General features: G+C 68.9%; 26 protein-coding genes. 11 read left to right on the plus strand and 15 right to left on the minus strand.

Annotation, left to right across the window (positions count from 1 at the left end; all coding sequences use genetic code 11):
* Nucleotides 1-53: 53 nt before the first annotated feature.
* From Adu01nite_RS35715 to folP, 6 genes are all read right to left on the minus strand, one after another.
* The gene (locus Adu01nite_RS35715; protein WP_239132942.1) at nt 54-356 is read right to left on the minus strand and encodes a hypothetical protein; all 303 of its coding nucleotides are present in this window, start codon (nt 354-356) and stop codon (nt 54-56) included.
* A gap of 28 nt (nt 357-384) precedes the next feature.
* Nucleotides 385-1,599 (minus strand): ABC transporter permease, encoded by a 1,215-nt coding sequence (locus tag Adu01nite_RS35720; protein ID WP_203733725.1) that lies wholly within the window; start codon nt 1,597-1,599, stop codon nt 385-387.
* 125 nt (nt 1,600-1,724) lie between these two features.
* Nucleotides 1,725-2,222, minus strand: coding sequence for a DUF3180 domain-containing protein (locus Adu01nite_RS35725; protein ID WP_203733726.1), 498 nt, complete (start codon nt 2,220-2,222; stop codon nt 1,725-1,727).
* 55 nt (nt 2,223-2,277) lie between these two features.
* Entirely contained in the window at nt 2,278-2,805 is a 528-nt protein-coding gene (gene folK, locus Adu01nite_RS35730) for a 2-amino-4-hydroxy-6-hydroxymethyldihydropteridine diphosphokinase (protein WP_203733727.1), read from the minus strand.
* Nucleotides 2,802-3,164 (minus strand): dihydroneopterin aldolase, encoded by a 363-nt coding sequence (gene folB / locus Adu01nite_RS35735; RefSeq protein WP_203733728.1) that lies wholly within the window; start codon nt 3,162-3,164, stop codon nt 2,802-2,804. The genes folK and folB overlap by 4 nt, the downstream gene beginning before the upstream one ends.
* 2 nt (nt 3,165-3,166) lie before the next feature.
* Nucleotides 3,167-3,973: a dihydropteroate synthase gene (gene folP, locus Adu01nite_RS35740; protein WP_203733878.1), complete on the minus strand. Its 807-nt coding sequence runs from the start codon at nt 3,971-3,973 to the stop codon at nt 3,167-3,169.
* A 363-nt stretch (nt 3,974-4,336) separates the two neighbouring features.
* On the opposite strand from folP, the gene Adu01nite_RS35745 reads away from it, so the two are divergent.
* The 7 genes from Adu01nite_RS35745 to Adu01nite_RS35775 all read left to right on the plus strand — a co-directional run bounded on the left by Adu01nite_RS35745 (nt 4,337) and on the right by Adu01nite_RS35775 (nt 12,616).
* Entirely contained in the window at nt 4,337-4,627 is a 291-nt protein-coding gene (locus tag Adu01nite_RS35745) for a PIN domain-containing protein (protein ID WP_203733729.1), read from the plus strand.
* 1 nt (nt 4,628) lies between these two features.
* Nucleotides 4,629-4,991: a hypothetical protein gene (locus tag Adu01nite_RS35750; RefSeq protein WP_203733730.1), complete on the plus strand. Its 363-nt coding sequence runs from the start codon at nt 4,629-4,631 to the stop codon at nt 4,989-4,991.
* 34 nt (nt 4,992-5,025) lie between these two features.
* Nucleotides 5,026-8,376 carry an ATP-binding protein gene (locus Adu01nite_RS35755; RefSeq protein ID WP_203733731.1) on the plus strand — a complete coding sequence of 1,117 codons (3,351 nt, stop codon included), beginning with the start codon at nt 5,026-5,028 and terminating at the stop codon, nt 8,374-8,376.
* Nucleotide 8,377: 1 nt separating this feature from the next.
* On the plus strand, nt 8,378-10,351 hold the full coding sequence (locus tag Adu01nite_RS35760; protein ID WP_203733732.1) for an MFS transporter: 1,974 nt from the start codon (nt 8,378-8,380) through the stop codon (nt 10,349-10,351).
* Nucleotides 10,352-10,443: 92 nt separating this feature from the next.
* Nucleotides 10,444-10,902, plus strand: coding sequence for a hypothetical protein (locus tag Adu01nite_RS35765; protein WP_239132944.1), 459 nt, complete (start codon nt 10,444-10,446; stop codon nt 10,900-10,902).
* Nucleotides 10,899-12,014, plus strand: coding sequence for a M23 family metallopeptidase (locus tag Adu01nite_RS35770; protein WP_203733734.1), 1,116 nt, complete (start codon nt 10,899-10,901; stop codon nt 12,012-12,014). The genes Adu01nite_RS35765 and Adu01nite_RS35770 overlap by 4 nt, the downstream gene beginning before the upstream one ends.
* Nucleotides 12,011-12,616: a hypothetical protein gene (locus Adu01nite_RS35775; protein ID WP_203733735.1), complete on the plus strand. Its 606-nt coding sequence runs from the start codon at nt 12,011-12,013 to the stop codon at nt 12,614-12,616. Before Adu01nite_RS35770 ends, Adu01nite_RS35775 begins: the two co-directional genes overlap by 4 nt.
* Before the next feature lie 2 nt (nt 12,617-12,618).
* Here Adu01nite_RS35775 and Adu01nite_RS35780 read toward each other — a convergent pair whose 3' ends face one another.
* A complete protein-coding gene (locus Adu01nite_RS35780) occupies nt 12,619-13,041 on the minus strand; it encodes a hypothetical protein (RefSeq protein WP_203733736.1) in 423 nt (140 codons plus the stop codon).
* A 302-nt stretch (nt 13,042-13,343) separates the two neighbouring features.
* Here Adu01nite_RS35780 and Adu01nite_RS35785 point away from each other — a divergent pair, with 302 nt between their 5' ends.
* The 3 genes from Adu01nite_RS35785 to Adu01nite_RS35795 are packed head-to-tail and all read left to right on the plus strand — an operon-like array spanning nt 13,344 to nt 16,893.
* Complete coding sequence (locus Adu01nite_RS35785) at nt 13,344-15,929, plus strand: FtsK/SpoIIIE domain-containing protein (protein WP_239132945.1); 2,586 nt, start codon at nt 13,344-13,346, stop codon at nt 15,927-15,929.
* On the plus strand, nt 15,926-16,618 hold the full coding sequence (locus Adu01nite_RS35790) for a hypothetical protein (protein WP_203733737.1): 693 nt from the start codon (nt 15,926-15,928) through the stop codon (nt 16,616-16,618). The genes Adu01nite_RS35785 and Adu01nite_RS35790 overlap by 4 nt, the downstream gene beginning before the upstream one ends.
* Before the next feature lie 14 nt (nt 16,619-16,632).
* Nucleotides 16,633-16,893 (plus strand): hypothetical protein, encoded by a 261-nt coding sequence (locus tag Adu01nite_RS35795; protein ID WP_203733738.1) that lies wholly within the window; start codon nt 16,633-16,635, stop codon nt 16,891-16,893.
* On the opposite strand, the gene Adu01nite_RS35800 is transcribed toward Adu01nite_RS35795, so the two are convergent.
* The gene (locus tag Adu01nite_RS35800; protein ID WP_203733739.1) at nt 16,890-17,294 is read right to left on the minus strand and encodes a RidA family protein; all 405 of its coding nucleotides are present in this window, start codon (nt 17,292-17,294) and stop codon (nt 16,890-16,892) included. The two genes, Adu01nite_RS35795 and Adu01nite_RS35800, sit on opposite strands and share 4 nt — an antisense overlap.
* A 10-nt stretch (nt 17,295-17,304) precedes the next feature.
* Nucleotides 17,305-17,772, minus strand: a complete 468-nt coding sequence (locus Adu01nite_RS35805) for a MarR family winged helix-turn-helix transcriptional regulator (protein WP_203733740.1) — start codon at nt 17,770-17,772, stop codon at nt 17,305-17,307.
* A gap of 65 nt (nt 17,773-17,837) precedes the next feature.
* On the opposite strand from Adu01nite_RS35805, the gene Adu01nite_RS35810 reads away from it, so the two are divergent.
* Nucleotides 17,838-18,323 carry a carboxymuconolactone decarboxylase family protein gene (locus Adu01nite_RS35810; RefSeq protein ID WP_239132946.1) on the plus strand — a complete coding sequence of 162 codons (486 nt, stop codon included), beginning with the start codon at nt 17,838-17,840 and terminating at the stop codon, nt 18,321-18,323.
* Nucleotides 18,324-18,484: 161 nt separating this feature from the next.
* Here the strand turns inward: Adu01nite_RS35810 and folE are convergent, their stop codons facing one another.
* From folE to dacB, 6 genes are all read right to left on the minus strand, one after another.
* Complete coding sequence (gene folE / locus Adu01nite_RS35815; RefSeq protein WP_203733881.1) at nt 18,485-19,132, minus strand: GTP cyclohydrolase I FolE; 648 nt, start codon at nt 19,130-19,132, stop codon at nt 18,485-18,487.
* On the minus strand, nt 19,129-21,141 hold the full coding sequence (ftsH, locus tag Adu01nite_RS35820) for an ATP-dependent zinc metalloprotease FtsH (protein ID WP_203733741.1): 2,013 nt from the start codon (nt 21,139-21,141) through the stop codon (nt 19,129-19,131). Before ftsH ends, folE begins: the two co-directional genes overlap by 4 nt.
* Nucleotides 21,142-21,391: 250 nt before the next feature.
* Nucleotides 21,392-21,967 carry a hypoxanthine phosphoribosyltransferase gene (gene hpt / locus Adu01nite_RS35825; protein WP_203733742.1) on the minus strand — a complete coding sequence of 192 codons (576 nt, stop codon included), beginning with the start codon at nt 21,965-21,967 and terminating at the stop codon, nt 21,392-21,394.
* Between the two features lie 136 nt (nt 21,968-22,103).
* Nucleotides 22,104-23,087: a tRNA lysidine(34) synthetase TilS gene (tilS, locus tag Adu01nite_RS35830; RefSeq protein ID WP_203733743.1), complete on the minus strand. Its 984-nt coding sequence runs from the start codon at nt 23,085-23,087 to the stop codon at nt 22,104-22,106.
* Nucleotides 23,088-24,149 carry a zinc-dependent metalloprotease gene (locus Adu01nite_RS35835; protein WP_203733744.1) on the minus strand — a complete coding sequence of 354 codons (1,062 nt, stop codon included), beginning with the start codon at nt 24,147-24,149 and terminating at the stop codon, nt 23,088-23,090.
* Nucleotides 24,150-24,200: 51 nt separating this feature from the next.
* Complete coding sequence (gene dacB, locus Adu01nite_RS35840) at nt 24,201-25,541, minus strand: D-alanyl-D-alanine carboxypeptidase/D-alanyl-D-alanine endopeptidase (protein WP_438871112.1); 1,341 nt, start codon at nt 25,539-25,541, stop codon at nt 24,201-24,203.
* Between the last annotated feature and the right edge of the window lie 716 nt (nt 25,542-26,257).

The raw sequence follows: 26,257 nt of genomic DNA on the forward strand, positions 1-26,257 counted from the left end.
CGCTATTTCCCAGCGCAGGCTCCCTTTCAAACGACCGCCGTAAATACCCTTGATCAGTGCTTTTGCACGTAATCCAGGAAAGCTGCCCGGAGCAGGGCCTCCTGCTCGCCGTAGCCGTGCTCCTCGTAACCGCCCTTGCCGGTCAATTCCCGCCAGAGCGCGACGTACTCGTCGATGGTCGGCCCGATCGAGTTGGGCGCGCCGTCGAGCTCGGCGGCGTCGTCCGCGTCCGGCAGGTGCTTGATGACCGACCAGATGAACTTGACGTCGTGGTTCTTACGGGCCAGGGCGAAGGCGCGCTCACGCAGCTCCTCGGTGGTCAACGCGTCCAGCTCGGCGAAGCTCGGAGAGGTCATGTCGGCAAGCATAGGGCGACCGCTTCGGTCACCTGGCGGATCCCCATGGTCCTTCGTCCCAGCGGTCGGTGCGGCTGGCCGTGGTGGCCGGGGTCCAGCTCTCCAGGTCGGGCGTCCAGTTCTGCGCGGCGGTGGTCGGCGCGGCGTTCCACTCGTCGCCGTTGGCCGGCAGCAACGGCCGACCGAACGACTCGACCAGCCGGGTCACGATCAGGCCGCCGCCGAGCACCGCGGCCGCGGTGGCGAACAGCGCGATCTCCAGGTTCTTCCGGTTGGACCAGTCGAGGTAGAGCGTGAACGCGATGACCGCGAAGAGCGTGCCGAACATGCCGCCGCGCCGGCCGTAGGCGCTGGTGCCGGCGAGCAGGGCGAGGCCGACGGCGATGCCGGTCCACTCCAGGCCGGTGCCGGGCACGATCGGGCCCTTCGACTGGGCGGCGATGAGGATGCCGGCGCCGACCGCGAAGACCGACGAGAGCAGCAGCGAGCCGATCACCGGCACGGCCACCCCGACGCCGCGCCGGCGGGCCGGGTCACCGCCCGGGCGGAGGCTGCCCAGCCAGCGGCGCACCGGCGACACCGTGCCCAGCGCACCACCCAGCACGGCCAGCAGCGCGAACCCGCCGAACAGGAAGAACGCCTGATCGGTCGGGTCGTAACCGCCCTGGACCGCGACCGGAGCCACCCGCAGCTGGTCGTAGACGATCACGCCGAGCGCGGCGGCCAGGGTGGCGACCCAGCCGGGCACGTGCAGCACGACGACGAGCGTGCCGACCGCGAGCGCGCCCGCCGTCGCGATGATCAGCGCCGGGATCACCGCCTTGAGCAGGCCGAGGTCACCCTGCTCGGCGTAGTGCAGGGAGGCGGCGAGCGCGATCGGGCCGATCGCGAGGTTGGGCACGCCGGCCCGCAGGGTCAGCCCGGCCCCGAGGGTGAGCAGGCCGATCGCGGCGCCGGTGATGAGCAGGCCGTCCAGCGCGGGACGCTGGAACGCGTTCGCGTCGAGCCGCCAGAGCAGGAAGCCGAAGGCGCCCGCCGCGAGCAGCAGCACCACTTCCCAGCCGAGGTGGATGCCGAGCCGGTCCCGGCCGTCGTCGTCCCGGACGTCGACGGTGGCCTCCGCGCTCTCCATCTCCTCGGCGCGGCGGCGCTGATCCGCCGCGGCCAGGGTGTTCGCCCGGTACGCGGCCGGGTCGGTCGGCTGCTCCTCGGGGCGACGGTACGTCGTCTCGTCGTACGCCATCGCGCGCCTCCTCGTGTGCGTCTCCCGTGCGGCCCAGACGCACGCCGATACCCGCCGGGCACTCGGCCCCGCGCCCAGAGCATACGGATACGAGTTGGTCTCAGTTCAAGGCCGAAATGGTGCCTTTATCGACGCGGCTCGGCCTCGTCCTCATCCTTGCTGTCCGGCTTCTCCGGGATCCGGCACGAACGCTCCAGCCAGAGCGCCATGCCGATCAGCGCGGCCGCCCCGACCAGACCGGTGCCGGTCGGCAGCAGGTCGTTGTGCGCGGCCTCGGTGGGCTCCATCGCGAGCCAGGCCAGCAGGCCCGCCGAGAAGCCCGCGGAGAGCGCGCCGACCAGCGACGACGCCTTGGCCAGCGCGGCGTAGCGGGCCACCGCGAGCGGGTCGACCGGCAGGGTGCCGGGCTTGCGCTGGATGCGGGCGCCGGTGTTCTGCGCGAGCAGGCCCTCGGCGATGGCCAGCACGAACAGCACGACCACCGGCGACCAGGGCAGCTCGGGCAGCGACTGATAGGTGAAGCTCAGCAGCAGCCAGCCCAGCGCGGCGGCACCGAGGCCGGCCACGATCAGCACCGAGGTGCTCGTCGGCCGTAGGGAGGGGTCCGACTTGGGCGCGCTCACAGTGTCACCTTCGTTCGCGACTGCGGGGCTCGCAAACCCGGCTCACTCCTCACGCTCACAGAGTCGACTCTAGTGGCAGATCCCGCCGCGGGGTCATCCCGGCAAGGTCGTCGGCGAGGGCCGGGTCGTTCAGCAGGTCGGTCAGCCACCCGTGCCCGGGCAGCTGCCCGTACGGCTGGATGTCGATCCACGGGCGCAGCACGAACGCCCGCTGGTGGGCGCGCGGGTGCGGCAGGGTCAGCTCCGGGTCGTCGCTGAGCACCGGCTGGTCGTCGGCGTCCCAGACGGCGATCACGTCGACGTCGAGGGTGCGCGGGCCGAACCGGCGTTCCGGATCGCGGACCCGGCCCGCCGCGGCCTCGCACGCACGTGCGCGGTCCAGCCAGTCGCGCGGCGTCGCCGCCCGGTCGACGGCGAGGAGTACGGCGTTCAGGTACGAGGGCTGATCGGTGTCGCCCCACGGCGGGGTCTCGTAGATCCCGGAGACCACCGCGACGCTGTCGCCGAGCGCCCGGACCGCTTCCTCCAGGTGCCGGTGGCGGTTGCCGAGGTTGCTGCCGAGCGACAGCACGGCCCGGCTCACAACCGGCTCCGGCGCAGGGTGACCGCCACGTCGGCGAAGTCGTGCGGGATGGGCGCCTGCGGCTTGTGGACCGTCACCTCGGCCGTCTCGACCCGCTCGTCGGCCAGGCAGACGGTGAGCAGCCGGTCGGCCAGCGTCTCGATCAGGTTGACCGGCTCGCCGGTGAGCACCCCGACCAGCGCGGTGGCCAGCTCGCCGTAGTGGACGGTGTCGGCCACGTCGTCGCTGACTGCCGCCCGGCTGAGGTCCAACTCGAGCACCACGTCGACGACGAAGTCCTGGCCGTCGGCGCGCTCGAAGTCGTACACGCCGTGGTGCCCCTTGGCCCGCAGGCCGCGGAGCGATATTCGACCGTTCACCTTCACTTCTCCAGTCTCGGGCGGCCGGACGCCCGCCAGACGGCCAGCGCGTCCGCCGTGTCGCGGACATCGTGGACGCGGACCCCCCAGGCGCCCGCCGCGACCGCGAGCACCGAGGTGGCCAGCGTGGCCGCCTCGCGCCGGTCCACCGCGCGCGGGGTGCCGTCGGCGGCCGCCAGCAGGCGGCCCAGGTAGGTCTTGCGGCTGGCCGCGAAGAGGACCGGGAAGCCCAGCTCGACGATCGCGTCCAGGTGGCGGGTGAGCAGCCAGTTGTGCTCGGCGTTCTTGGCGAAGCCCAGACCCGGGTCGAGGATGATCTGGCCGGGGTCGACGCCGGCCGCGACCGCCGCGTCCACCCGCTCCAGCAGCTCGGCCCGCACCTCGGCGACCACGTCCTGGTAGACCGCCAGCTGGGCCATCTCGCGGGAGTGGCCACGCCAGTGCATCAGGATCCAGGCGCAGCCGGCGTCCCGGGCCACCGCCGCCATGCCGGGATCGGCCAGACCACCGGAGACGTCGTTGATGACGGTCGCCCCGGCCTCCAGAGCGGCCGCGGCGACCGCGGCCCGGGTGGTGTCGATACTCATCGGCACGCCGGCCGTGGCCAGCCCTGTGATTACCGGAACTACGCGCTTGATTTCGGTGGCGGCATCCACTCGCTCGGCGCCCGGACGGGTCGACTCGCCCCCGATGTCCACGATGTCCGCCCCATCGACGACCAAGGTCGTGCCATGTTCCACAGCGGCGGCCACATCGGCGTACCGGCCTCCGTCCGAGAAGGAATCCGGGGTGACGTTCAGGATTCCCATCACGACCGGGTGATCTTGGCGGATTCGCTCGACGCCCGTGAGCTGCGCATCCCTCGGTTCAGTCGACACAGCGAAAGCGTAGGCCGGGCGGGTTGTAGCACGTGTGTACGATGCCTGGTGACTCATTTTCATGCACGCGTTTACCTTGAGTAACGTTTCAGGCGCTTGTAGCCAAGAAGTACGAGCCGTACTCTTCGGGTCTGGGCATCATGAAGGAACCGTAAGAGAGCAGACGAGCATGGCAGTGCCCGAACGGCTCACTCGACGCGGTGGGCTGGAAGTAGCACGATATGGGCATCGACGTGCGGCTTCACAACTGCAGCGTGTCCGGATCCCCCTAACCGGACACGGGGAGGTTTATCTATGATCGCCACAGAGCTCGCCACGCAGGTGGTGACGGCCTTCCAGCAAACCACGCTGGCCGCCGACCCCAAGGGCATCGACACCCAAGGCATCGTCAAGTTCTTCGCCAGCAACATCGCGCCGATCCTGCTCGCGGTGCTTGGCGTGATCTTCATCGGACGAGCCAGCCGCGGTGAGATCTCCAAGGTGCTGACGAGTTCGGCCATCGCGATCGTGGGCCTGGCCTTCATCGCGGGAGCAGCGACGCTCTTCTTCGTCGGCGACTACATCATCAACCTGATCTTCAACTGAGATGCGGCTTCGTACCGACGACGACATTTACCGGGCGCGCTTGGTCTATCTGGGTCCGCCCGGATACACGCTGCCCATCCACCTGCCGTACGCGCAGTACGGCATGTTCGTCGCGCTCGTGCCGCTCTACATGCTGCTGCACTACCTGATCACGTTCGACTTCGACGCGTTCCCGGCGTGGGAGATCGCCCTCGCCATGGTCAGCACGTCCTACGTGTTCCGGCATGTCGACCCGGACCGACCGGCCCGGCTCGTCATCAAGACCGCGCTCACCGACTGGCGCCGCACCCGCGAGCCTGCCGTCGAGCAACGCGATCCGAGACTTGTCGCCACTCGCATCCGGGTTCGGGAGGAGTTGGTATGACCAGTTTTGCCGTACGCTCCCTCGGGGTTGGCGCATGACCGGATCCTCACCGCACGGGCATCCCCGCGCGGACGCCACCACGCCGGGCAGGCAGAGTAACGGTATGCGTTCGGACCACTACTCTTCGCCGGATTCGCCGGAGGCGACCCCGGAAGAGTTCGTCGCCACGCCGGGTCATGGCGCGGTCGGCGTGTTCCAGGCACCTCAGCCGGTGCGACCGCGCGGCGGCGCCGTCGACACCACTCTGGACATCGACTCGCCCTTCCTCGACCTCTTCGGCGGGGCGGCGCCGCCGGTGTCGGCGCCGGTCTCCGCCGCCCCGGCCGCCGAGCCCGACCCGGACTTCGATTTCGACTTCGACGCCCCGACGCCGCCGGCCCTACCGACCGTCTCGGCACCGCCCGCGCCGGCCCCCGCCATCCCGCCGCCACCACCGGTGGACAACGGGCCGTACAACCGGGCCCCGGCCGGCCCACGGGCCGATTTCTATCCGGAGAGCAACGGCGACTGGCCCGACCTCGAGGAATGGCCGGCCGGCCCGCAGGCTCCCGCACCACGGCCCGCCCCCGCACCACGGCCGGTCTCCGGGCCGCCGGTGCCGGCACCCCCGTTGTGGCAGACCGTCGGCACTCAGGGCGCGGCCGTTCAGCCGTACGCTCCAGCGCCGCAGGCCGAGCCGGAGACCGCCCTGCCCGTACCGGCCGAACCGGCGCAGCCGCCCGCCAAGCGCAAGGAGAAGTCGCCGGCCCGGAAGAAGGAAAATCTTCCGGCGCAGCCGAAAAGGCCGAAAGAAGTCAAGGCCGCGCCGCTGCGGCCTAACAAGATCAAGTTCGGCGACCGCGATCCCGCGATGGAGCTCGCGATCAGCGAGATCGCCGGGCACCTGACCTTCACCCAGAGCACGGTGACGGCCTGGTATTCCCTGCCCGAGGTGCGGTGGGCCTTCCGGCCCGATGCCGAGCGCGAGGCGCTGCTGTCGGCCATCTCCGAGCAGTACGCGGGCCTCGCCGGTTTCCGCCTGCACCTGCGCCGCACCAACCGGCCCTTCCCGGCCGACGAATGGGCCCGCACGGTCGACTCCTTCACCGCAAAACCCCTGCCTGACGTACGCGGTGGGACCTCCTGGTCGGATCACCTCGTCGCCGCCCAGCGGCACCTGCTGTCGGTCAACCACGCCGAAGGCCAGACCTACCTGGGCGTGACGTTCGCCCGGCGCTCGCTCGGCGACACCTTCGCCGAGCGGGTCATGCGGGTCTTCGGGCGCGGCACCACCGACGGCGAACGGCGCAAGCTCGGCCGCACCGTCGAACAGTTCGACGAGGTGCTCAACGCGTTCGGCATGCGTGGCCGCCGGGTCACCCCGGCCGAGCTGGAGTGGCTGCTCTACCGCTCGGTCGCGCTCGGCATGGCACCGCCCACCATGCTCTCGCCGATCACCAACGGCCAGTGGGAGACCGGCGACCTGCTGGCCCTCACCGAACAGGTCGAGCGCTACCGCACGCCGTACGGCTCCACGGTCAAGCTCGTCAACCGGATGACCGGCGAGGAACGGCACGTCGCCGTCCTCTCCGTCGGGCGGATGGAACCGCTCGAGATCCCCGAGAAGCACGAGCCCTGGCTGCACTTCCACGAGCGGCTGCCATGGCCGATGGAGATCTCCTCACGGATCGACATCCTCGGCTCCAACAGCTCGTTCAAGAACCTCGAGCACCGGCTCCGGATGATCCGCTCGCAGCAGCTCGACTACGCCGAGCACGGCATCGACGCGCCGCCCGAGCTGGAACGCCTCGCCAAGCGCGCCCTGGTAATCGGCGACGAGATGACCACCGGCCTGCCGGTCGAGTCGGCCCGCGCGCACGGTTGGCACCGGATAGCGGTCAGCGGCGCCACCCGCGAGGAATGCCTCGAACGCGCCCGCCGGCTCATTCAGCTCTACTCCCGCGAGCTGCGGATCTCCCTGCAGCACCCGAAGAACCAGGACCAGCTGGCCCGCGAGTTCATCCCCGGCGAGCCGATCGCCAACACCGGCTACGTCCGGCGGATGCCGGTCAAGCTGCTGGCCGCGGCGGTCCCGCAGGCGGCCTCCACCGTCGGCGACCGGCGGGGAGACCTCATCGGGCGGACATCCGGGACCTGCCGCCGGCCCGTCTTCCTCGACCTGCACTTCCCGATGGAGGTCCGGGAGCGTTCCGGCCTCGGCGTCTTCGTGGCCGAGCCCGGCGGTGGCAAGTCGACCCTGATGGGTGCGCTCGGCTACCTGAACGCCCGCCGCGGCGTCCAGGTCACCCTCCTCGACCCGTCCGGCCCGCTCGCCCGGCTGTGCTCGATGCCCGAGCTCAAACCGTACTCGCGGGTGCTCAACCTGACCGGTTCCGAACAGGGCACCCTCGCGCCGTACGCGCTGATCCCCACCCCCGTCCGCTCCGAGTTCCCGACCGGCCCCGGCGGCGACCGCGAGTTCGAGATCGCCATCTCCAACGCCCGCGCCGAACGCCGCATGCTCGTCCAGGACATCTGCTCGATGCTGGTGCCGCCGCAGGTCGCCAAGGAGGCCTCCACCGCGACCCTGCTCCGGCACGCCGTCCGGCAGGTGCCCGCCGAGGAGACCTCCACCCTCGACGACGTGGTCCGCACCCTCCAAGGCCTGAACGACGAAGAGGGCAAGGAACTCGCCAACCTGCTCCTCGACACCGCCGAGATGCCGCTGGCGCTGCTGTTCTTCGGCTCGCCGCCGCAACACCTCCTCGGCGCCGACGCGGCCCTCACCGTCATCACGATGGCCGGCCTCCGACTCCCCGACCTCAAGATCGAGCGCGAGTACTGGTCGGCCGAGGAATCACTGGCCCTGCCCATGCTCCACACGGCTCACCGCCTGGCGGTCCGGCGCTGCTACGGCGGCTCGATGTCGTCCCGCAAGATGGTCGGCCTGGACGAGGCACACTTCATGGAGGGCTGGCGCTCCGGGCGGTCCTTCCTGGTCCGGTTGGCCCGCGACTCCCGGAAGTGGAACCTGGCGGCCCTGGTCGCCTCGCAGAACCCACGCGACATCCTCGGCCTGGACGTGCAAAACCTGGTCTCGACAGTCTTCGTCGGCCGCATCGCCGAAGACCAGGAGATCGCCTCCGAAGCACTACGCCTCCTGCGGGTCCCGGTCCACGACGGATACGAGGCGACGCTGGCCTCGCTCTCCCAGGTGGACACGTCGTCGTCGAGCCGGCTCGGCTTCCGAGAGTTCGTGATGCGCGACGTCGACGGCCGCGTCCAGAAGGTACGTGTGGACGTGTCGTACGTTGAAGGTCTGTTGGAGCACCTGGATACGACGCCCTCGGCGGCCAAGGCGGCGCCTACGGCGATTCCGATGTCTGCGTCCGACCTGGAGGCTTGAGATGGTGCGGCGGGCGTTGGCGCTGGCCATGACGATGTTCGTCACGGTGGTGGCGTCGATCGTTTGGGCCGTGGCGGCGCCCGCGCCGGCCGGGGCCGCAGTGGGTGGCGGGGTACTGCGAGCGCCAGGCGGCGCATGCAGCACCGAGGAGTGGCAACAGGACTTCAAGGCCTGCGTAAGCCGCCTGGCAGACGTAAGCGCAAGCCGCGCCCAGTGCCTATTGCCACCCACCCCTAGCGCCCCTGACTCGGGACTTGCCGGCTGGTTTGCTGAGCGGCCTGCGTCCTCTACCCCCAAGGATAGTTTTCCCGGCCTCTATAGTGATTACGGATACGCGGGATACGCCTACACAACATACGACCTCGATAGCGGCTGCGCGTCGACCCTCATAGACCCCGATTACAAGTTTGAAACAACGGTAGCGAACGGCGAACTAATGATCGCCACCGCCGTAATCGGAGCCTCGAACGCTCTTCGCGAGCGGGCTTGGGACCCACAAACACTGTGGGGTTGGGCAGACCCACTGGTCGATCAAGCAACCAAGGCCGTGTACGAAAAAGTATTCAGCGTCTTCGGCGTCCTCACCTTGGCCATTGTTGGCCTTTACCTGCTTTGGCGATCCAGGCAGGCCGACATGGGTGCGGCGACGACAACCGCCGGATGGGCAATCCTCGTCATGGTCGCGGTAACGGCGATCGCCGCATGGCCGGTACGCTCGGCCAATCTCGCTGACCAGACACTGATCACCACTTTGGGCGTTGTCCACGACGCTGTTGGCCCTCGCGCAGAGAACCCACCTCAGGGATGCGCACTCGGCGGCAACGCGTGCGAGGACAATCGTCCTCCCGCTGTTCGCGCGAGCGATACTGCAACCGAGACCATGCTCTACCGCAACTGGTTGCGTGGGCTTTTGGGATCAGCTGACAGCGAGACTGCCAAAAAATACGGCATGGCCCTCTATGACGCACGCTCCCTAAGTTGGGACGAAGCCCAGCGAATTCGCGAGAATCCCGCCACTCGCGACGGCGTCCTCGACGGCAAGAAAGAGCAATGGGAGAAGGTCGCCGAGCAGATAAAGCAGGAGGATCCGGAGGCGTACGAATACCTGCAAGGCATTAATGGGATGGACCGAATCGGATCAGGCTTCATTGCCATGCTGGCTGCGGTCATGTTTGCAATGTTCGACCTCACGGCCTCGATTCTGGTTCTACTCGGCTTTTTGATCTTCCGATGGGCAGTTATCGCAGCTCCAATCCTTGGCACGGTCGGCCTCTTGCGACCGGCAAGCGCTGGAATTCGGCGCCTCGGTAACGCCGTAGTCGCAGCGATCTTCAACATCGCGATCTTCGGTACTGGTGCTGCGATCTACCTCTTCGCAGTCGATTTGATCATGAATACTGCCAGCCTCCCAGGCTGGCTACAGGTCGTACTCGTGTGGCTCTGCGGCGTCGTCGGCTGGCTCCTGCTTCGTCCATACCGGCGCATCACTCAATTGGGCGGCAAGGACGGCACGCGGGCCATCGTCTCGGCCGGCTCCTGGCATCGGCGGTTCTTCCGGGACATGCGGGAGGCAGCAAAGCTCGACATCGCCGACAGCGGAGGCACCCGCGAACCGACCATGGGTAGGAACGGCCGGACAGTTTTCGCGGATCAAACCAACCTCCGCCCGGAGGCACGCCTCGAGGATCCGGCGCATTCTGCCAATCGCAGGGAACTCGAACCGTCGCGGACCGGTGGCCGGGAAATCGTCCCTGCGCAGAGCCGGCCGGACGGCAGCGAGTCGGCATACGACGTGCCGGCGACGACCGGCGACGCGCGCCGGAATCCCACAAGGCCTGCCCGTCCGCGGCGCGGCACCGGCTGGACCGAACCTGACGTGGCCGAACAACCGGCGTCATATGCGATCTACCGGCCGGAAACTGGGAGCACCACCCGGGAGCCGGCTACGCCTCGGGTGCGTACCGAGGCTAAGTGATCGGCATGCCCCGAATAGTCGAGCTCGGCCTCAACCGAATTTTCCGCTCCCGCTGGGGCGTGGCTTTGATCATCCTCGCGATCATCGCGGCCGTGATCGGCATCGGCCGGCTTTTCGCGGACGGCGAGTCGAACGTGCCGTCGCTAGGCGCCGGCTCGCCGGCCCCGGCAATCAGCGTCGATCCGAGCGAGGACGACAGCGTGATCGACTCGGATCCGCCGCCGAGCCCCTCGACAAGCCCAGGTCGGGCGCAGCCCGAGACAGTGGCCTACGCATTCGCCTCGGCATGGTCCAATCACAAGGGCGTCACACCCAAGGCCTGGCGTGATCGGCTGCTGCCCAACGCGACCAAAAATCTCGCGAACGAGTTGGACGGTGTCGACCCGGCCGGCGTGCCCGCCGACCGGGTGGTCGGCAAACCCAGCCTTGTGCCGGTGGGCGCGACCGTGGTCAACGCGGTCGTCACCATGGACTCCGGCAAGCTCAATCTGCGCTTGGTCGCGCCCGACGGACATTGGCTCGTCGACGGCATCGACTGGGACGGGTCATGAGTCTTCCGCGGCCGCGACGAGTAGTAGTTCTCGTCGCGCTGGTCGCGACGCTGGCCTTACTTTGCTGCGGTGGCGGCGTCACCGCCGTCCTGCTCGGTGGACTCACGGATGACGGATCCAACAAGGTCAACGCCTCCCTCGGCTGCGGTAAAGGCGGCCCGGTGGATCCCGATTCCAAACTGCCCCGGGTTCGCTCCTACGGCGCCGCCCAGATCCGCAATGCAGCGATCATCATCAACACTGGCGCCGATCTGAAGATGCCGCCGCGAGCCTGGGTAATCGCGGTGGCGACAGCGATGCAGGAGTCTCGGCTCACCAACCTCGGCAACCTGGGTTCGCGCAACGATCATGACTCACTCGGCCTATTCCAGCAGCGGCCCAGCGCCGGCTGGGGTACGCCTGCTCAGGTCATGGATCCGGTCTACGCGAGCACGAAGTTCTACGACAAGCTCAAAACGGTCGAGGGGTGGGAGACCCTGTCACTGACCGAGGCCGCGCAACGCGTACAGATCAGCGCATATCCTGATGCCTACGCCAAGCATGAGCCGGTGGCCACCCAGATCGTGAACATGCTCGCGGATGGCGCGGCTGCTGCGGTGGGAAGTTCGATCAGCATGGTCTGCGCGGCATCTGGAGAGATCGCCGCCTCCGGATGGACTTTGCCGGTAGAGGCGGGAGTCGGCTCCGGTTTCCGCACCGCCAGCCGACCCACCCATCAGGGTGTCGACCTGATCGCCAGTCGCTACACGCCAATCCGCGCCGCCGCGAGCGGCATCGTCTCCAAGGTGAAGTGCGATGAGGACCACAGCGGGCGACAGACCTGCAATGTCGATGGCTACCCCGGTAAAGGCGGCTGCGGATGGATGGTGGAGATCCAGCACGCCGGTAACATCATGACGCGGTATTGCCACATGGTGCAGCGGCCGTTCGTCAAGGAGGGCCAAGAGGTTACCGCGGGCGAGGTTCTCGGCCGGGTCGGGACGAGTGGCAACTCCTCCGGTCCACACCTGCACTTCGAGGTACATCTGAACAACGATCGTTCCAGCGCAGGCGCCATTGACCCGGTGCCATTCATGCGGGAACAAGGCGCACCGTTGGGAGGCGACGGATGACGGGCGAATCGATACCTGATCCCTTCGCCGGGCACCCGGACTGGGCGTTGGATCCGCCGCGACCGATCGTTCCCACGCCGGCCACCATGGTCGGCCAACTACGCGGTAAGCGTGCCATCGTCGGCCTTCCCGGTCTCGGCTGGCGCTCGGATCTACGAACCGATGAGAAGGTCGTTCAGGGCAGCCGAACCTACATACCTGTCATGTCTGAGGGTGAGTGGTACCGAGCTGAGGCCGAACAGACCGAAGTCTTCGCCCCACTAGTGCCGGTTGAGCGAGTATGGATCGAGGAGCTTGGAGTCACGGGAGCGTCCACACCCTCGAACGACCTGACGTCACGCCTCGTTTCGCTTGACGAACCGCCTCGCCGCACTCCTGTTGCGGCACTCGACGCCGATGCGCTTACCGGGCGAAGGGTGATCCGACTACTTGACGATGGCGGAGAGCAACGCGATCTTCGCGCCGTGACCGAGCTTCACACAAACAGCGAAGGCGACATCTGCGCGCGAGTTTCTGAAGAGCTGGAATGGTATCGATGGGGATGGAGTGGACGGACGCCCAAAACGCTCGAGGTCGCAGTTCATCTGCTTTGGGTTGAATGATCTCAAGACAGTGGCGAACCGCCACACACCCGCCAGCCATCGTCGTCAACGACATTGAACTGCCATGAGTTGCTCAGTCGGCCCGACTGATCGGAGGCAGTCTTGATCAAGTCCGTGGTGACGACACCGGTCTTCCCGTTCGTATTGACGGTAAAGGTCGACCAAGTGACCCGAATTCCGACGGAATACTGACGCTCGCGGCTCACTATGTCGTTTCGGTAGTCCAAGATTTGGGCGAAGTCACCGCCAGACTTGCACTGGTATAGCGATGCTCTCTGGTCATCGCGGTTGACCAGATAGGCACGTAAGAAGTTGTCCACGACTGCATCCGGCTCGCTGCGTTTGATCTCGGTTGCCTCGTCGTAAAGGGAGACGAACACGCCCACCCCGCCGAGGCAAAGCAGTCCGATGACGCCTGCTGCCATTGCCAGGATCAGGCGGCCCCGTCGGCTGCGTGGCTTTCCTAGCCCGCCGCCCCCCGCCGGCGGCACCCCCGGGGGGCCGCCCGGGACCGGCAGCGGGCCGCGCGCCTGCGGCGGCTGCGGTACGGGTCCGGTTACGGGCTCCTGCGGCTGCACACATACGACAGTAGTGCCTCCCGTCGCCCTAACCCTCCCACACCACCCAAGACCGTGAATGAACGCGGCGCGCAAGCTGCTGGCCCCCGGGAACGCGATCCCAGGGCCGGTCTGGGATAGGTTTTATCCGCACACAGGAGGTGAGGGCGGTGGCGGATTCGGGTTTGCGGGTCCAGCAGGCTGCTGCCCTGCACCGGCAGGCGGTCGCCACGGTCGAGGCGGCGGGCGCCGCGCTGGAAGGTGAGGCGGCTCCGGCTGCTGACCCGCTGGAGCAGCATTCGCTGGCCGAGCAGTTGCGGGCGGCCGCGTCGGAGCTGGCGCCGGGCTGGCTGGGCTCGCCGTTGGATGCCCAGTCGGCCAACACTCCGCTGGGTGGTGTCTATCCGCCGCAGTTCGTGCGGCTGGGTGTCGCGCAGCCGTTGGACGATGCGCGTTTCCCGGCGATCATCCCGTTGCTGGGCACGGGGCATCTGACCATCGATGCGAGCGCCACCGATTCGCGGGTGTTCGGTCTGTTGCGTTGCCTGTTGTTGCGGCTGCTGGCGGCCGCGCCGCCCGGGTCGCTGCTGGTCCGGGCCGTGGACGGCGTGGGTGGTGGGGCGGTGTTCGCGCCGTTCGCCGATCTCGCCGATGCGGGGTTGATGTCGCCGCCGGCCACCGACCGGCAAGGGCTGCGGGATGTGCTGGCCGAGGCGGACAAGTGGCTGCGCCCGGGCCGTGGGGCGCCGCCGCGGCGTAGTCGGCGGGACCGGATGATGCTGGTCGTCATCGCGAGTTTGCCGGAGCTGACCGAGGGCGAGGAGTTGCGCCGGATCGCGGCGCTCGCGCAGCAGGGGCCGGATTCGGGTCTGCACCTGATTGTCGCGGGCTGGCCACCGCCGCCGTTGACGGCGGAGACCACGCAGCCACCGCTGCCGCGCACGACGAGAGTGTCGGTCCGTAATCCGTATGCGGTGATCGGCGACCCGCCGGGGGCGACGTTCGGTTCGCAGCCGGAGGCGCAGTGGCTGAATGCTCGAGTGTTCCTCGACGACGATCCGCCACCGCATCTGGTCGACGCGGTGTGCCGCGAGCTGGCCGCGCATTCGTCGGCGGCCTCGCAGGTGAGCCTGTCCGATTTGTTGCCGGAGCCGGATGAGATCAACCGGGGGGACGCGGCCGAGGGCCTGGGCACGATCGTGGGCCATGACGGGGACACCCCGCTGGTGCTGCGGTTCAACGACCTGACGCCGCACTGGCTGGTGGGTGGCCGGTCGGGTGCGGGCAAGACGGCGTTCCTGATCAATGTGCTGTATGGGTTGGGCGCTCGGTACAGTCCGGCCGAGATGGCGCTCTACCTCCTGGATTTCAAGGAGGGCGTCTCGTTCGCCGAGTTCGTGCCGACGCGACGAGACCGTACGTGGTTGCCGCATGCGCGCGCGGTGGGTGTCGAGTCCGACCGGGAGTACGGTCTGGCGGTCCTGCGCGAGCTGGATGCGGAGATGACCCGCCGCTCGGTGGCGTACAAGAGGGCGGGCGTGACCCGGTTCGCCGACCTGCGGCAGGTGGCGGCGGAGGAGGGGCAGCGCAAGCCGATGCCGCGGATCCTCTGTGTCATCGACGAGTTCCAGGTGCTGCTGGCCGGCAACGACCCGATCGCCACCGAGGCGGTGGGCCTGCTGGAGTCGCTGGCGCGCAAGGGCCGGTCGTACGGCATTCATCTGATCCTGGCCAGCCAGACGGTGCTGGGCGTCGAGGCTCTTTACGCGAAACGTGACTCGATCTTCGGCCAGTTCCCGGTTCGGATCGCCCTGCCGGGCGGCGGCGACGTGCTGGAGCCGACGAACGACGCGGCCGCCGGACTGCCGCTGGGCACCGCGGTGGTGAACACGGCGGGTGGCCTGGGCGGTCCGCGCGGTGCGACCCGCGGCCACGAACGGGTGGTGCGGTTCCCCGATCCGCATGCCGACCGTGAGGTGCTCAGCGCCCTGCGGCACAAGTTGTGGGGTCTGCGCGATCCGGAGGCGGTGCCGCCGCGCATCTTCGCGGGTTACGCGCACCAGCATCTGTCCGACGACCCGACCTACCGGGCCGCGCTGGCCGGCCGGTCGGCCCGCCCGGCCGCGCTGGTGGGCCGGGTGATCGACGTGAACCTGTCGACGGCCGCGTTCCCGCTGGATTCGTCGCCCGGCCGCCATTTGGCGATCTTCGGGTCGCAGGCGTCGGGGTCGGAGGTGCTGGACGCGGCGGCCCGCAGTGTGGCCGCGTTCCATCCGCCGCGTACGACCCGGTTCGTGATCTCGTCGCTGGTGGCCGAGGGCGACCATCTGGCCGAGCGGCTGGCCGCCGAGATCGCGCCCCGGCAGGATGTGGTGCTGGTCGACGCGGCCGGGCTGGCCGCCGAGCTCGACCTGGAGCGTCCGGGCTACCGGGTGGTGTTCGGGATGGACGCGGCGAGTCCGGGCAGTCTGCCGGGCCTGCGTCAGCTGCTGCGGGAGGGCCCGGGCCGCGGGGTGCATCTGCTGTCCTGGTGGCGGGGTCTGCGCCGGTTCAGCGAGGAGACGGGCGGCAGCGCCGGCCGGGAGGATGTGGCCGGTCTGCTCTTCCTGAACGTGCCGCAGTCCGATGTGGCGTTGATGCTGGGCCGCCCGATCGACTGGCATCCGCGGCCGAACCGCGCGCTGCTGCACGACCGCCACGCCGATCGCACGGTCACCGTCGTGCCGTTCTTGCAACCGGAGAGCGACGAGCTATGACCGATCAGCAGCAGGAGCAGGAGACCACCGGCGGCATTCCGGTGCAGACGACGCCGGCCGCGCCGGGCCCCTGGTCGGATTATCTGGCGGCGACTCAGCGCCTGGATGCGGTGCGCCGGGCCGCGAGCGCGGCGGCGGGCGAGCAGCAGGCGGCGGTCACGGCCGCACGGCAGGAGCTTTCGGCGGTACGCGCCCGGCTGGCGCCCCAAGCCGCGCGGATGGTGCGCGACTTCGGCGTACCGGAAACGGAACTCACGCCGCGCCCCGCTGAGCTGGAGGCGGCGATGCGGGCCGTGACCGGCGGACCGGCCGCGGTGCTGGCGGCGCTGCAGCAGGCGCGACAGACCGCGGACGCCGCGGATGCCACCATCATCGGTCCGGCGCTGGCCGGTCCGCTGCGGCCGTGGGTTCGCAACCTGCTGGTCTATGGCCCGTTCGCGGCCGCGGTGCTGATCGTGCAGATCGTTCTCTACCTGGTGGCGCCGTCGGGTTCGGTGCCGACCTACGCGCTGTTGTGCGGGCTGAGCATGCCGGTGCTGGCGTTCGGCCTGGGCTGGGTGACGATCGGTTTCGTCTACGGCGGGGGCCCGGCCCCGGTCGACCGCACGCCGATCCTGGGCGCCGTCACGTGCCTCACGCCGGTGCTGCTGACCTGCATGGGTGTGGGTCTGCTGGCGTTCTTCCGATAGAAAGGATCATCGGAATGGCGAATGTCGAAGAGGTCAAGGCGCACGTGGCCGCCTCGGTGGACGGTGCGGGCCGGGCGGCGAACAGCATTCAGCAGGTGAACGACCAGCTGGAGGATGCGCTGGCGCTGTTGCGGATGACCGCGGTGGGTTCGTTCCACCCGTCGGTGGCGTCGGCGATCGTGCAGCTCGAGCAGGCCCGGATGCGACTGGACGAGGCGGCTCAGCTGACCCGGGCGGCGATGCACGACGCCGACATGTTCCGCACGATCATCTAGTCCGCCAACACCGCGGTCAGGTCGATCTCGACCAGCTGGCCGCCATAGCCGAGCGCGGTCACCCCGAGCAGGGTGCTGGCGGTGGTGAAGGCGGCGGCGAGCGGCGACGCGTTGAGCCGGTCCCAGACCGCGGCGAGCACCGCACTGTCCGCACTGACCACGTAGATGATCGAGCGGACCACCGCGTCGGGCTTGGCGCCGGCCGCCGCGAGCACGGCCAGGCAGTTGGCGATGACCTGGTCGGTCTGCGCGTCGTAATCACCCGGCTCGCCGACGACGCTGCCGCCGAGGTCGAGCGGGCACTGCCCGGCGAGGTGCGCGAGCCGCCCCGCGGTCGTGATGGTCACATGGCTGTAGCCGGCGGGATCGTGCACGCCGGGCGGGTTGAACTTCTGCAGCACGGCGCCCAATTTATCCGAACCAGCCGGGGACATCGACCGGATATCCCACGGCCGGGATTACCGTACGCAACGACGACTCGACCAACCGCACTCGGTCGGCCCCCAGCTGCTCGACCCACCCGGCCCGCAGCCGCTCGAAGATCTCCGCCGACAGGCGCAGCGATTCGAGGCCGCGCGGCGTGAGCCGGATCAGTTTGCTGCGGGCGTCGCGCGGATCGTCGACCCGTTCCACGTACCCCATCGCGGTGAGCCGGTCGACGGTCTTACCGGCGGCCTGCTTGGAGACGCCGAGCCGCCGTCCGATCTCACTGGCGCTGGCTCCGTGGATCCCGACCGCCTGCATCGCGAAGCCATGCACCGGCCGCACGTCCGGATGCCCGCGAACGGCCAGCTCGGCGTGCAGTTGATCGATGAGGGTACGGAAGCCGGCGAACAGCAGCAGCGGCAGTTCCCAGCCGGGCGGGTCGGCGTCAGGCATTGGCAAACTCGACAACCTGGTTTACGGTTTGGACAACCACGTTGTCGATCCTAGAGGAGAAGATCGTGTTCATCCAGCACACCGCCGACACCGCGCCGGCCGGGTCCCGGCCGTTCCTGACCGGCCCGACGCACAAGGCCGTCGCCCTGCTCGCCGAGTCACCGGAGATGCTCGGCGGGTTCCTGCAGGCCAGCAAGCTCTTCGAGGCCAGCACGCTGGACCCGCTGAGCCGCGAGGTGGTGGTCATGACGATCGCCGTCCGCAACGGCTGCCAGGTCTGCGTCGCCATGCACACCGGAAAACTCAACAAGATCGACGGAGGTAAGGCGCTGATCCCCGCTCTGCGCGCTGGCGATCCCCTCCCCGACCCGCAGCGGGAAGCGCTCCGGCAGTTCGTGCAGAGGGTCCTCGCGACGGCCGGCGAAGTGCCAGAGGAGGAGATCGAGGAGTTCACGAGCGCGGGCTACACGAAGCGCAACGCACTGGAAGTGGTGCTCGGCATCGGCACCTACACGATGTCCACCCTGGCCAACCGCCTGGTGCGGGCTTAGGGCCTGTCCTGCCGATCGCGCGAGAGCGAGGCGAGGTCCAGGTGGTGGCTGGCGTCGGCCGCGAAGCGGTCGCATACCGGTGTTGTATTCGGCCGCTTCGCGGACGCCGTCAGGCGCCGCCTGGGCCACGCCGCAGCCACGCGTGATCGGCAGGACAGGCCCTAACGGGCGTTTATCAACGCCATCGCCTCGGCGCGGACCTTGCCGTCGGTCTGGAAGGCGCCGCGGACCGCGCTGGTCACCGTGCGGGCACCGACCTTGCGGATACCGCGCATCTCCATGCATAGGTGCTCGCACTCCAGCACCGCGATCACCCCGCGGGCGTCGAGCTTCGCCAGCAGCAGATCGGCTATCTGCGAGGTGAGCCGCTCCTGCACCTGCGGGCGGCGGGCGTAGACCTCGACGAGCCGGGCCAGCTTGGAGAGCCCGGTGATCCGGCCGTGCGTCCCCGGGATGTAACCGACGTGCGCGACACCCTTGAACGGCAGCAGGTGATGCTCGCACATGCTCATCACCTCGATGTCGCGGACCAGCACGAACTCCTCGTGGTCCGCCTCGAACGTAGTGGTGAGCACCTTTGCCGGGTCGACCCGCAGGCCGGCGAAGAGCTCCGCATAGGCGCGGGCGACGCGGGCCGGGGTGCGCTGCAGACCGTCGCGGTCCGGGTCCTCACCGATCGCGATGAGGATCTCCCGGACCGCTTTCTCGATCCGAGCCAGGTCGACGGCCTGCTCCACCGGAGAACCGGTGAGCTTGCCGTCGACCAGGCGGGCGGCGAGATAGTCGAGCTCGTCGTCGTCGGAGATCAGTTGCTGCCTTCCACCGAGCCGTTCGCGTTGGGGCCGACCGCGATCTGCCCGTCCGCCTCGGCCTGAGCCTTCAGCTTCTCCCGCTCGGCGGGGGTGACGACCGGCGGTGCCTCGGAGGGCAGCCGCTTGCCGAACCCGTTGAACGGCGACATCGGCGGGCGCTTGGCCACACGCCCGCAGATCCGGTCCATGTCCTCGCGGGTGATGGTTTCCTTCTCCATCAGCTCGAGGACCATGGTGTCGAGCACGTCGCGGTACTCGACAAGGATCTCCCACGCCTCGTCGTGCGCCAGCTCGATGAGCGCGCGCACCTCGGCGTCGATGTCGGCGGCCACCGAGTCGGAGTAGTCCCGCTCGTGACCCATGTTGCGACCCAGGAACGGCTCGTCACCGCTGGTCCCGTACTTGACGGCGCCGAGCTTGGAGCTCATGCCGTACTGCGTGACCATGGCGCGGGCCAGGCCGGACGCCTTCTCGATGTCGTTGCCGGCGCCGGTGGTGGGCTCGTGGAAGACGAGTTCCTCGGCGGCCCGGCCACCCAGCGCGTACGCCAAGGTGTCGATCATCTCGGCCCGGGTCTGGGTGTACTTGTCCTCGGTCGGCAGGACCAGCGTGTGGCCGAGCGAGCGACCGCGCGGAAGGATCGTCACCTTGTGCACCGGCGCCGAGTGCGGCAATGCGTACGCCACCAGGGCGTGGCCGCCCTCGTGGTAGGCGGTGATCTTCTTCTCGTTGTCGCTCATCGCCCGGGTCTTGCGCTCCGGACCGGCGATGACCCGGTCGATCGACTCCTCGAGGAACTCGTTGGAGATCGCCCGCTTCTCGTTACGCGCGGTCAGCAGCGCGGACTCGTTGATCACGTTGGCCAGGTCGGCGCCCGAGAAACCGGGCGTCCGGCGAGCCACCGAGTCGAGGTCGACGTCCGGCGTGAACGGCTTGCCCTTGGCGTGCACCCGCAGGATGGCCTTGCGACCCTCCATGTCCGGGTTGTCCACCGGGATCTGCCGGTCGAAGCGGCCCGGGCGCAGCAGCGCCGGGTCGAGGATGTCGGGCCGGTTGGTGGCCGCGATCAGGATCACGCCGCCCTTGGTGTCGAAGCCGTCCATCTCGACGAGCAGCTGGTTGAGCGTCTGCTCGCGCTCGTCGTGGCCGCCACCCATGCCGGCCCCACGGTGCCGGCCGACCGCGTCGATCTCATCGACGAAGACGATCGCCGGAGCGTTCGACTTGGCCTGCTCGAACAGGTCGCGGACCCGGCTCGCACCGACACCGACGAACATCTCGACGAAGTCGGAACCGGAGATCGAGTAGAACGGCACCCCGGCCTCACCGGCGACCGCCCGGGCCAGCAGCGTCTTACCGGTTCCGGGCGGGCCGAACAGCAGCACGCCCTTCGGGATCTTGGCGCCGAGAGCCTGGTATTTCGCCGGGTTCTGCAGGAAGTCCTTGATCTCGTGGAGTTCCTCGACCGCCTCGTCGGCACCGGCCACGTCGGAGAACGTCGTCTTCGGCGTGTCCTTGGTGATCATCTTCGCCTTGGACTTGCCGAAGTTGAGCACCCGCGAGCCGCCACCCTGCATCTGCGACATGAACAGCAGCAGCAGGATCACCAGAATGGCGATCGGCAGCAGGTTGATCAGCAGGCTGAAGAGGATGTTGTCGCCGGAGACCGTGGTGTCGTAGTTCCCGGTGATCCGGCCGGCGGCCTTGGCATCCTTGACGTCGTCCAGGATGTCGGTCGTCGACCCGTACGGGTACTGAGTCTCGATCTTGTCGGTGGTCTTGCCCTCGAACTTCTCCGGGCTCACCAAGTCGAGCTGGAGTACCTGCTCCTTGTCCTTGATGACTGCCTTTTTGATGCCGGGCTGATTGAGGCGCTCGAGCGCCTGCGAAGTATCAACGCGCTGGTAGCTCGGACCACTGGTGAAGAACGAGCTCAGCGCGATAACGCCGATGATCACCAGAATGATCCATACCACCGGGCGGCGGAAGAAACGCGTACGCTCCATGCTGTTGTCGGGCGGCGAGCGCCCCGACCCTCCTGATCGGCGTCCTGGTCACCTCAACGTCGCCGCCCATCGGCGGCCCCTCCAGCGCTAGTGACACTGCGCCCTTGGTGATTCGACCGTACACCGTGGGTGCTGCCTACGAACCCGTGAGCCCGGTGGCCGGACACCCCGGGTCGCCCGTCCGTTCAGCGTGCTTTCATGCCAAATCCACCCATAAAGACGAATTCTGTGAAGACGCTGAGAAAGCGGTTCAGCTACGGGCGTAGACCTCGGGCTTGAGGACCCCCACGTACGGCAGCTCCCGGTAGCGCTCGGCGAAGTCCAGGCCGTACCCGACCACGAACTCGTTCGGGATGTCGAAGCCGACGTACTTCACCGGAACCTGCACCTTGACCGCGTCCGGCTTACGGAACAGCGCGACCACCTCGACGCTGGCCGGCTGCCGCGACTGCAGGTATTTCATCAGCCAGGAGAGCGTCAGGCCGGAGTCGACGATGTCCTCGATGATGACCACGTGCCGGCCGGTGATGTCCCGGTCCAGGTCCTTGAGGATGCGCACCACCCCGGACGAGCTGGTCCCCTGCCCGTAGGAGGAGACCGCCATGAACTCCATCTCGGTCGACGGGCCGTGGTGGCCCAGCGCCCGGGCGAAGTCGGCCATGAACATGACCGCGCCCTTCAGCACGCAGACCAGAAGGATGCCGCCGTCGGCATCGGTGTGGTCGGCCGAGACCTGCTTCGCCAGCTCGGCGGTCTTTTCCCTGATCTGCTCCTCAGAGATGATCACGTGGTCGATGTCGGCGTCGTACCAGGTGCCCTCAGCCATGGGGGTAAGACTGCCGCATGAAGGTTGCCGTCCGTCACACGGGGCCGCGCTCAACGGCCGCCCAACCCGCGGAAAACTGCCCGTTCCACCCCCGATGCCTGGCGAATCGGACACTCGTAGTGACAGTTCTCACAGGTCAGTCGGGCACCCGAACGAGTTGCCCGCGCACCCGAGCCACCCGAATCCCCCCGGGAAGGTGCACCGCCCCCTGCCCGTGCCAGTCGACGACGAGCGCATCGAGCGCCACCACATGCCGATGCGAGAGCGCCGACCCCGAGGCACCGAGGACTTTGGCCCACGCATGCAGAACCCGAGTCCGAATAGCAGCCGAAAAACCCGATAGTTCGGAAACATCCAAGGCCGCTTCCGCGGCAAGACCAGGAGCAGAACCAGAGCTTGCGGCGTACGCCTGAAGCAGCGCCCCCTCAGCCAGAGCATCCAGCGCCGCACTGTCCGCCGCGATCCGCTCCGCCGACCGCGCCAGATTGGCCACCACGGCCGGCCCGAGCGCCTCGACCAGGGCCGGAAGGGCCGCCCCCCGAACCCGGGACCGGGCAAACGCCGGATCGACGTTGTGCGGGTCCTCCCAGGGAACCAGCCCCAGCGCCGCACAGGCCTTCCGAGTGTCCGCCCGCCCGACACCAAGTAGCGGCCGCCGGAAAATCCCCTTTGTCCGAGGCATCCCGGAGAGCCCCCGCGGCCCGGCCCCCCGGGCCAGGGCGAGAAGGACGGTCTCCGCCTGATCGTCGCGGGTGTGCCCGAGCAGAATCGCGGCCGCCCCCACCCGGGTGGCGACCAGGGACAGCGCCGCATATCGAGCCGACCGAGCGGCCGCCTCCGGCCCACCCGGCAGCCCCGCAACGGACACGGTCGCGACCTCGACCGGCGCGAACCCGGCCTCCCGGGCCCACGACGCCACGTCGAGAGCCCGCCGATCCGACCCGTCCTGGAGCCCATGATCAACGGTCACGAGCCCGACGTCCGACCCGACGAACCGCGCCGCGGCCGCCAGCGCCAGCGAATCCGCACCGCCCGAGCAGGCGACAAGCACGAGGCCCGGCGGAAGATCCCGCCGGACGGCCTGCCGCACCGCCGCGACCGACGGCGGGATCCGCGCCACCTACCCGCCGATCGCCGGCTGCGGCCCGTGCACCCGCCGGACCCAGGCATCCGGGTCGCCCAGCTCGTCGAGGCGCGGCAGGGTCAGCGGCGAGTCGAAGACCTTGTTGAAGCCCTCCATGCCGACCCGCTCGACCACGCCGTGCACGAACTTGCGGCCCTCGGCGTACTGCCGCATCTTGACCTCGATGCCGAGCAGCCGCCGGATCGCCTTCTCCAGGGGGTTGCCGCTCTCGCGGCGGCGGTTGAACTTGGACCGGATCGACTCGACCGAGGGGATCACCTCGGGGCCAACCCCGTCCATCACGAACTCGGCGTGCCCTTCGAGCAGCGTCATCAGCGCGGTGAGCCGGTCGAGCACGGCCTTCTGCCCCGGGGTCTGCACGATGTCGATGACCGAGGCCCGGCTCTCCGGGTCACGCAGCACGTCGGACATGGTGGCGACACCACGGCGCAGCCGCTCGAGGATGTGCTCGCCGCTCTGCGACGCGTCGACGAAGGCCTGCACCTCGCCGAGGAAATAGCCCCGCATCCACGGCACGGCGGTGAACTGGACCCGGTGGGTGACCTCGTGCAGGCAGACCCACAGCCGGAAGTCGCGCGGGTCGGCGCCGAGCTTGCGCTCGACCTCGACGATGTTGGGCGCGTTCAGCAGCAGCTGGCCCGGGTTGCCGGAGAAGACCTCGTATTGCCCGAGGACGCGGCCGGACATGTAGGCCAGGATCGTGCCGGCCTGCACCCCGGTGACCCGGGAGCCGATCGCGTCGCCGAGGCCGCCCGACGGCTTGTCCCCGGTGAGCCGGCTGACCAGCGGGATGATCACCTGTTTGAGGCCGCTGATGTTGACGGCGGCCCAGTCCTTGCGGTCCACCACCCGCACCGGCGGCACCTCGACCTGCGGACTCAGCCCGGTGTAGTCGGTCACGTGCCCGGCTGCCTCGTCGGTGAGCGCCCGCAGCTCGGACACCACCTGCATCGCATCGTCGTAGGACACCGCGGGGCCGGATTTCGACAGCGCGCCCGCGGTGGCGGCGGCCAGATCCCAATCAACGAACTGCGCCATGCACCCACCGTACCCGCGGAAATCCAGCCCGAACTCCGGAGAAACCCTGACTCAGCAACCGCACAGAACCAGCCGCGCGGGGACCCGGTCGAGCGCCGCCTTGGCGGTATAAGCGCTGGCCGATCCGCTCGCCATGATCGCGAAGACGAGCAGCCGCCCGTCCTTGGTGACCAGCTGCCCGGCCATCGTGTTGACCCCGCTGAGCGTGCCGGTCTTGGCCCGCACCACCCCGCGCGCGATCTGGTTGGGCGTGGGTGTGGCGAACCGTTCCTCGAGCGTCCCCGACCAGCCGGCCACCGGCAGCCCGCCGAAGATCCCGGTGATGGCCGGCTGCTGCCCGCTCGCGGCGAGCGCCAGCAGCTGGGTGAGCAGGGCCGGACTGATCCCGTTGTGCCGGGAGAGCCCACTCCCGTCGTACAGATCAGCCTCGTCGCCGGGCAGGCCCATCTCCCGCAGCTTGGCGATGATCGCGTCGGTGGCGCCGTCGAAGGTCGCCGGCTTGCCGGCGGCGATGGCCACCTGCCGCGCCAGCACGTCGGCGATGGTGTTGTCGCTCTGGGTGAGCATCCAGTCGGTGATCTGCACGAGCGCCGGCGACTGCACCGCCCCGAGCTCCTTGCCGTCCACCGGCGCTTGCCCCCGGGCGACCGCCGCGACGCCGAGCATCTTGGCGAACGCCTTGCCGGTCGCCAGCGCCGGATCCGAATACCGAGGGTCACCACCGTGCTCGTTGTGCACCGGCTTGACCCGCCCGGCGTTGGTCATCAGCGGCTGGATCCGGGCCACCTGCCCGAGCGGCGCGATGTCGTCGGAGGCCCACCCGTCAGCCGTCTCCGGACCACTGAACAGCGACGTGTCGACCAGAACCTTGCTCGGCGCCACCCCACCGAGAGCGGTCTTGACCTGCGCCGCAAGCTGATCGAGCCGAGCCGCCCCCGGAAAAAGCGCCTTGGCGTTCACGGACAGCGTCGGATCCCCACCCCCGACCAGAACAACCTCCCCGGCGCTCCCGGCCACGACCCGAGTGGTCAGCCGATAGGCCGGTCCACGCGCCGCCAGCACGGTGGCCGCGGTGAGCAGCTTGGTGGTCGAAGCGGGCGTCGCCGGAACATCCGCACCCCGCTCATAAAGCACTTTCCCGGCGGCAACGTCGATGACCGACACATGCACTTCGTTCCCGAGCGCCGCCGAATTCACCAACGGATCAAGCGCAACCTTGACCATCCCCGCATCCGGCGCCGTCCCCGCACTCGACGCGGCCGCCAGCACCGCGGACGGAGTCGGATCCGGCGTGCGACTGACCGCCGCCGAAGTGGGCGCGGCACTGCCGCCGAGAAGCCGATCAACCGGCCCGGGCCGCACCACCGCGACAAGCCCCAGCCCCAAGATCAAAACCACGCCCATCGAGACCAGGGCGATCAGCTTCCGCCTTTTTTGAGTACGGCTTTGACCAACACCCCCCGCCTGCTCAGGGCGACCTTGATCAGTGGTCCCAGCCGTTGCGCCCGCACGTCCGGGCTGCGAATCCCGCACCCCGGAAGCCGCCAAGGCGGCCCCCACCGAAGAACCCTCCACCGCCCCCGAAGCCGGCGCTCGACCGAAGGTGCCGCTCGGCAGTGAGCCCGGGGGCGAGCTCCACGGGCCGCCGGCCGGTCGGCTTCCGTCCGGAAACCCCGGTGCGGCGCCGGGCACCTGGACCCGGCCAACACCCTCCGACCGCGGCTGTCCGGTTTCCGACCCGGCCTGCTCCGGCCCAGGGCGCTCCGGCACTCGGGCTCGGCCGGTCAGGCCGGGTCGTTGCGCATCGTCGCCGGGGTTCTGGGGTTGCATTTGTTGATCTTCCGCCCGTTTCAGCGCATCGCGTTGTTCTTGCGAGGAATTCTCCAGCCGGACCCGCCCCGGCCACGACGGCTCATCCCAGCATCCGGGGACCGGCCAGGCCAAGCGCGCAGCCCACCATTCAGCCCATCCGCACGGCGCCGATCGCGACGGCCGGTCGGCCCGGAATGCCGACCCGGCGGCCGATGCCGGGCCCCGGAAGATGCGGAAGGGTCACTCGGGCGGCGGGTGGGTGCGTTACCGTTTTGCCGGAGGCATGATGCGGCTCA

It is taken from the genome of Paractinoplanes durhamensis (assembly GCF_016862175.1).
In the GTDB taxonomy this organism is placed as follows: Bacteria; Actinomycetota; Actinomycetes; order Mycobacteriales; family Micromonosporaceae; genus Actinoplanes; species Actinoplanes durhamensis.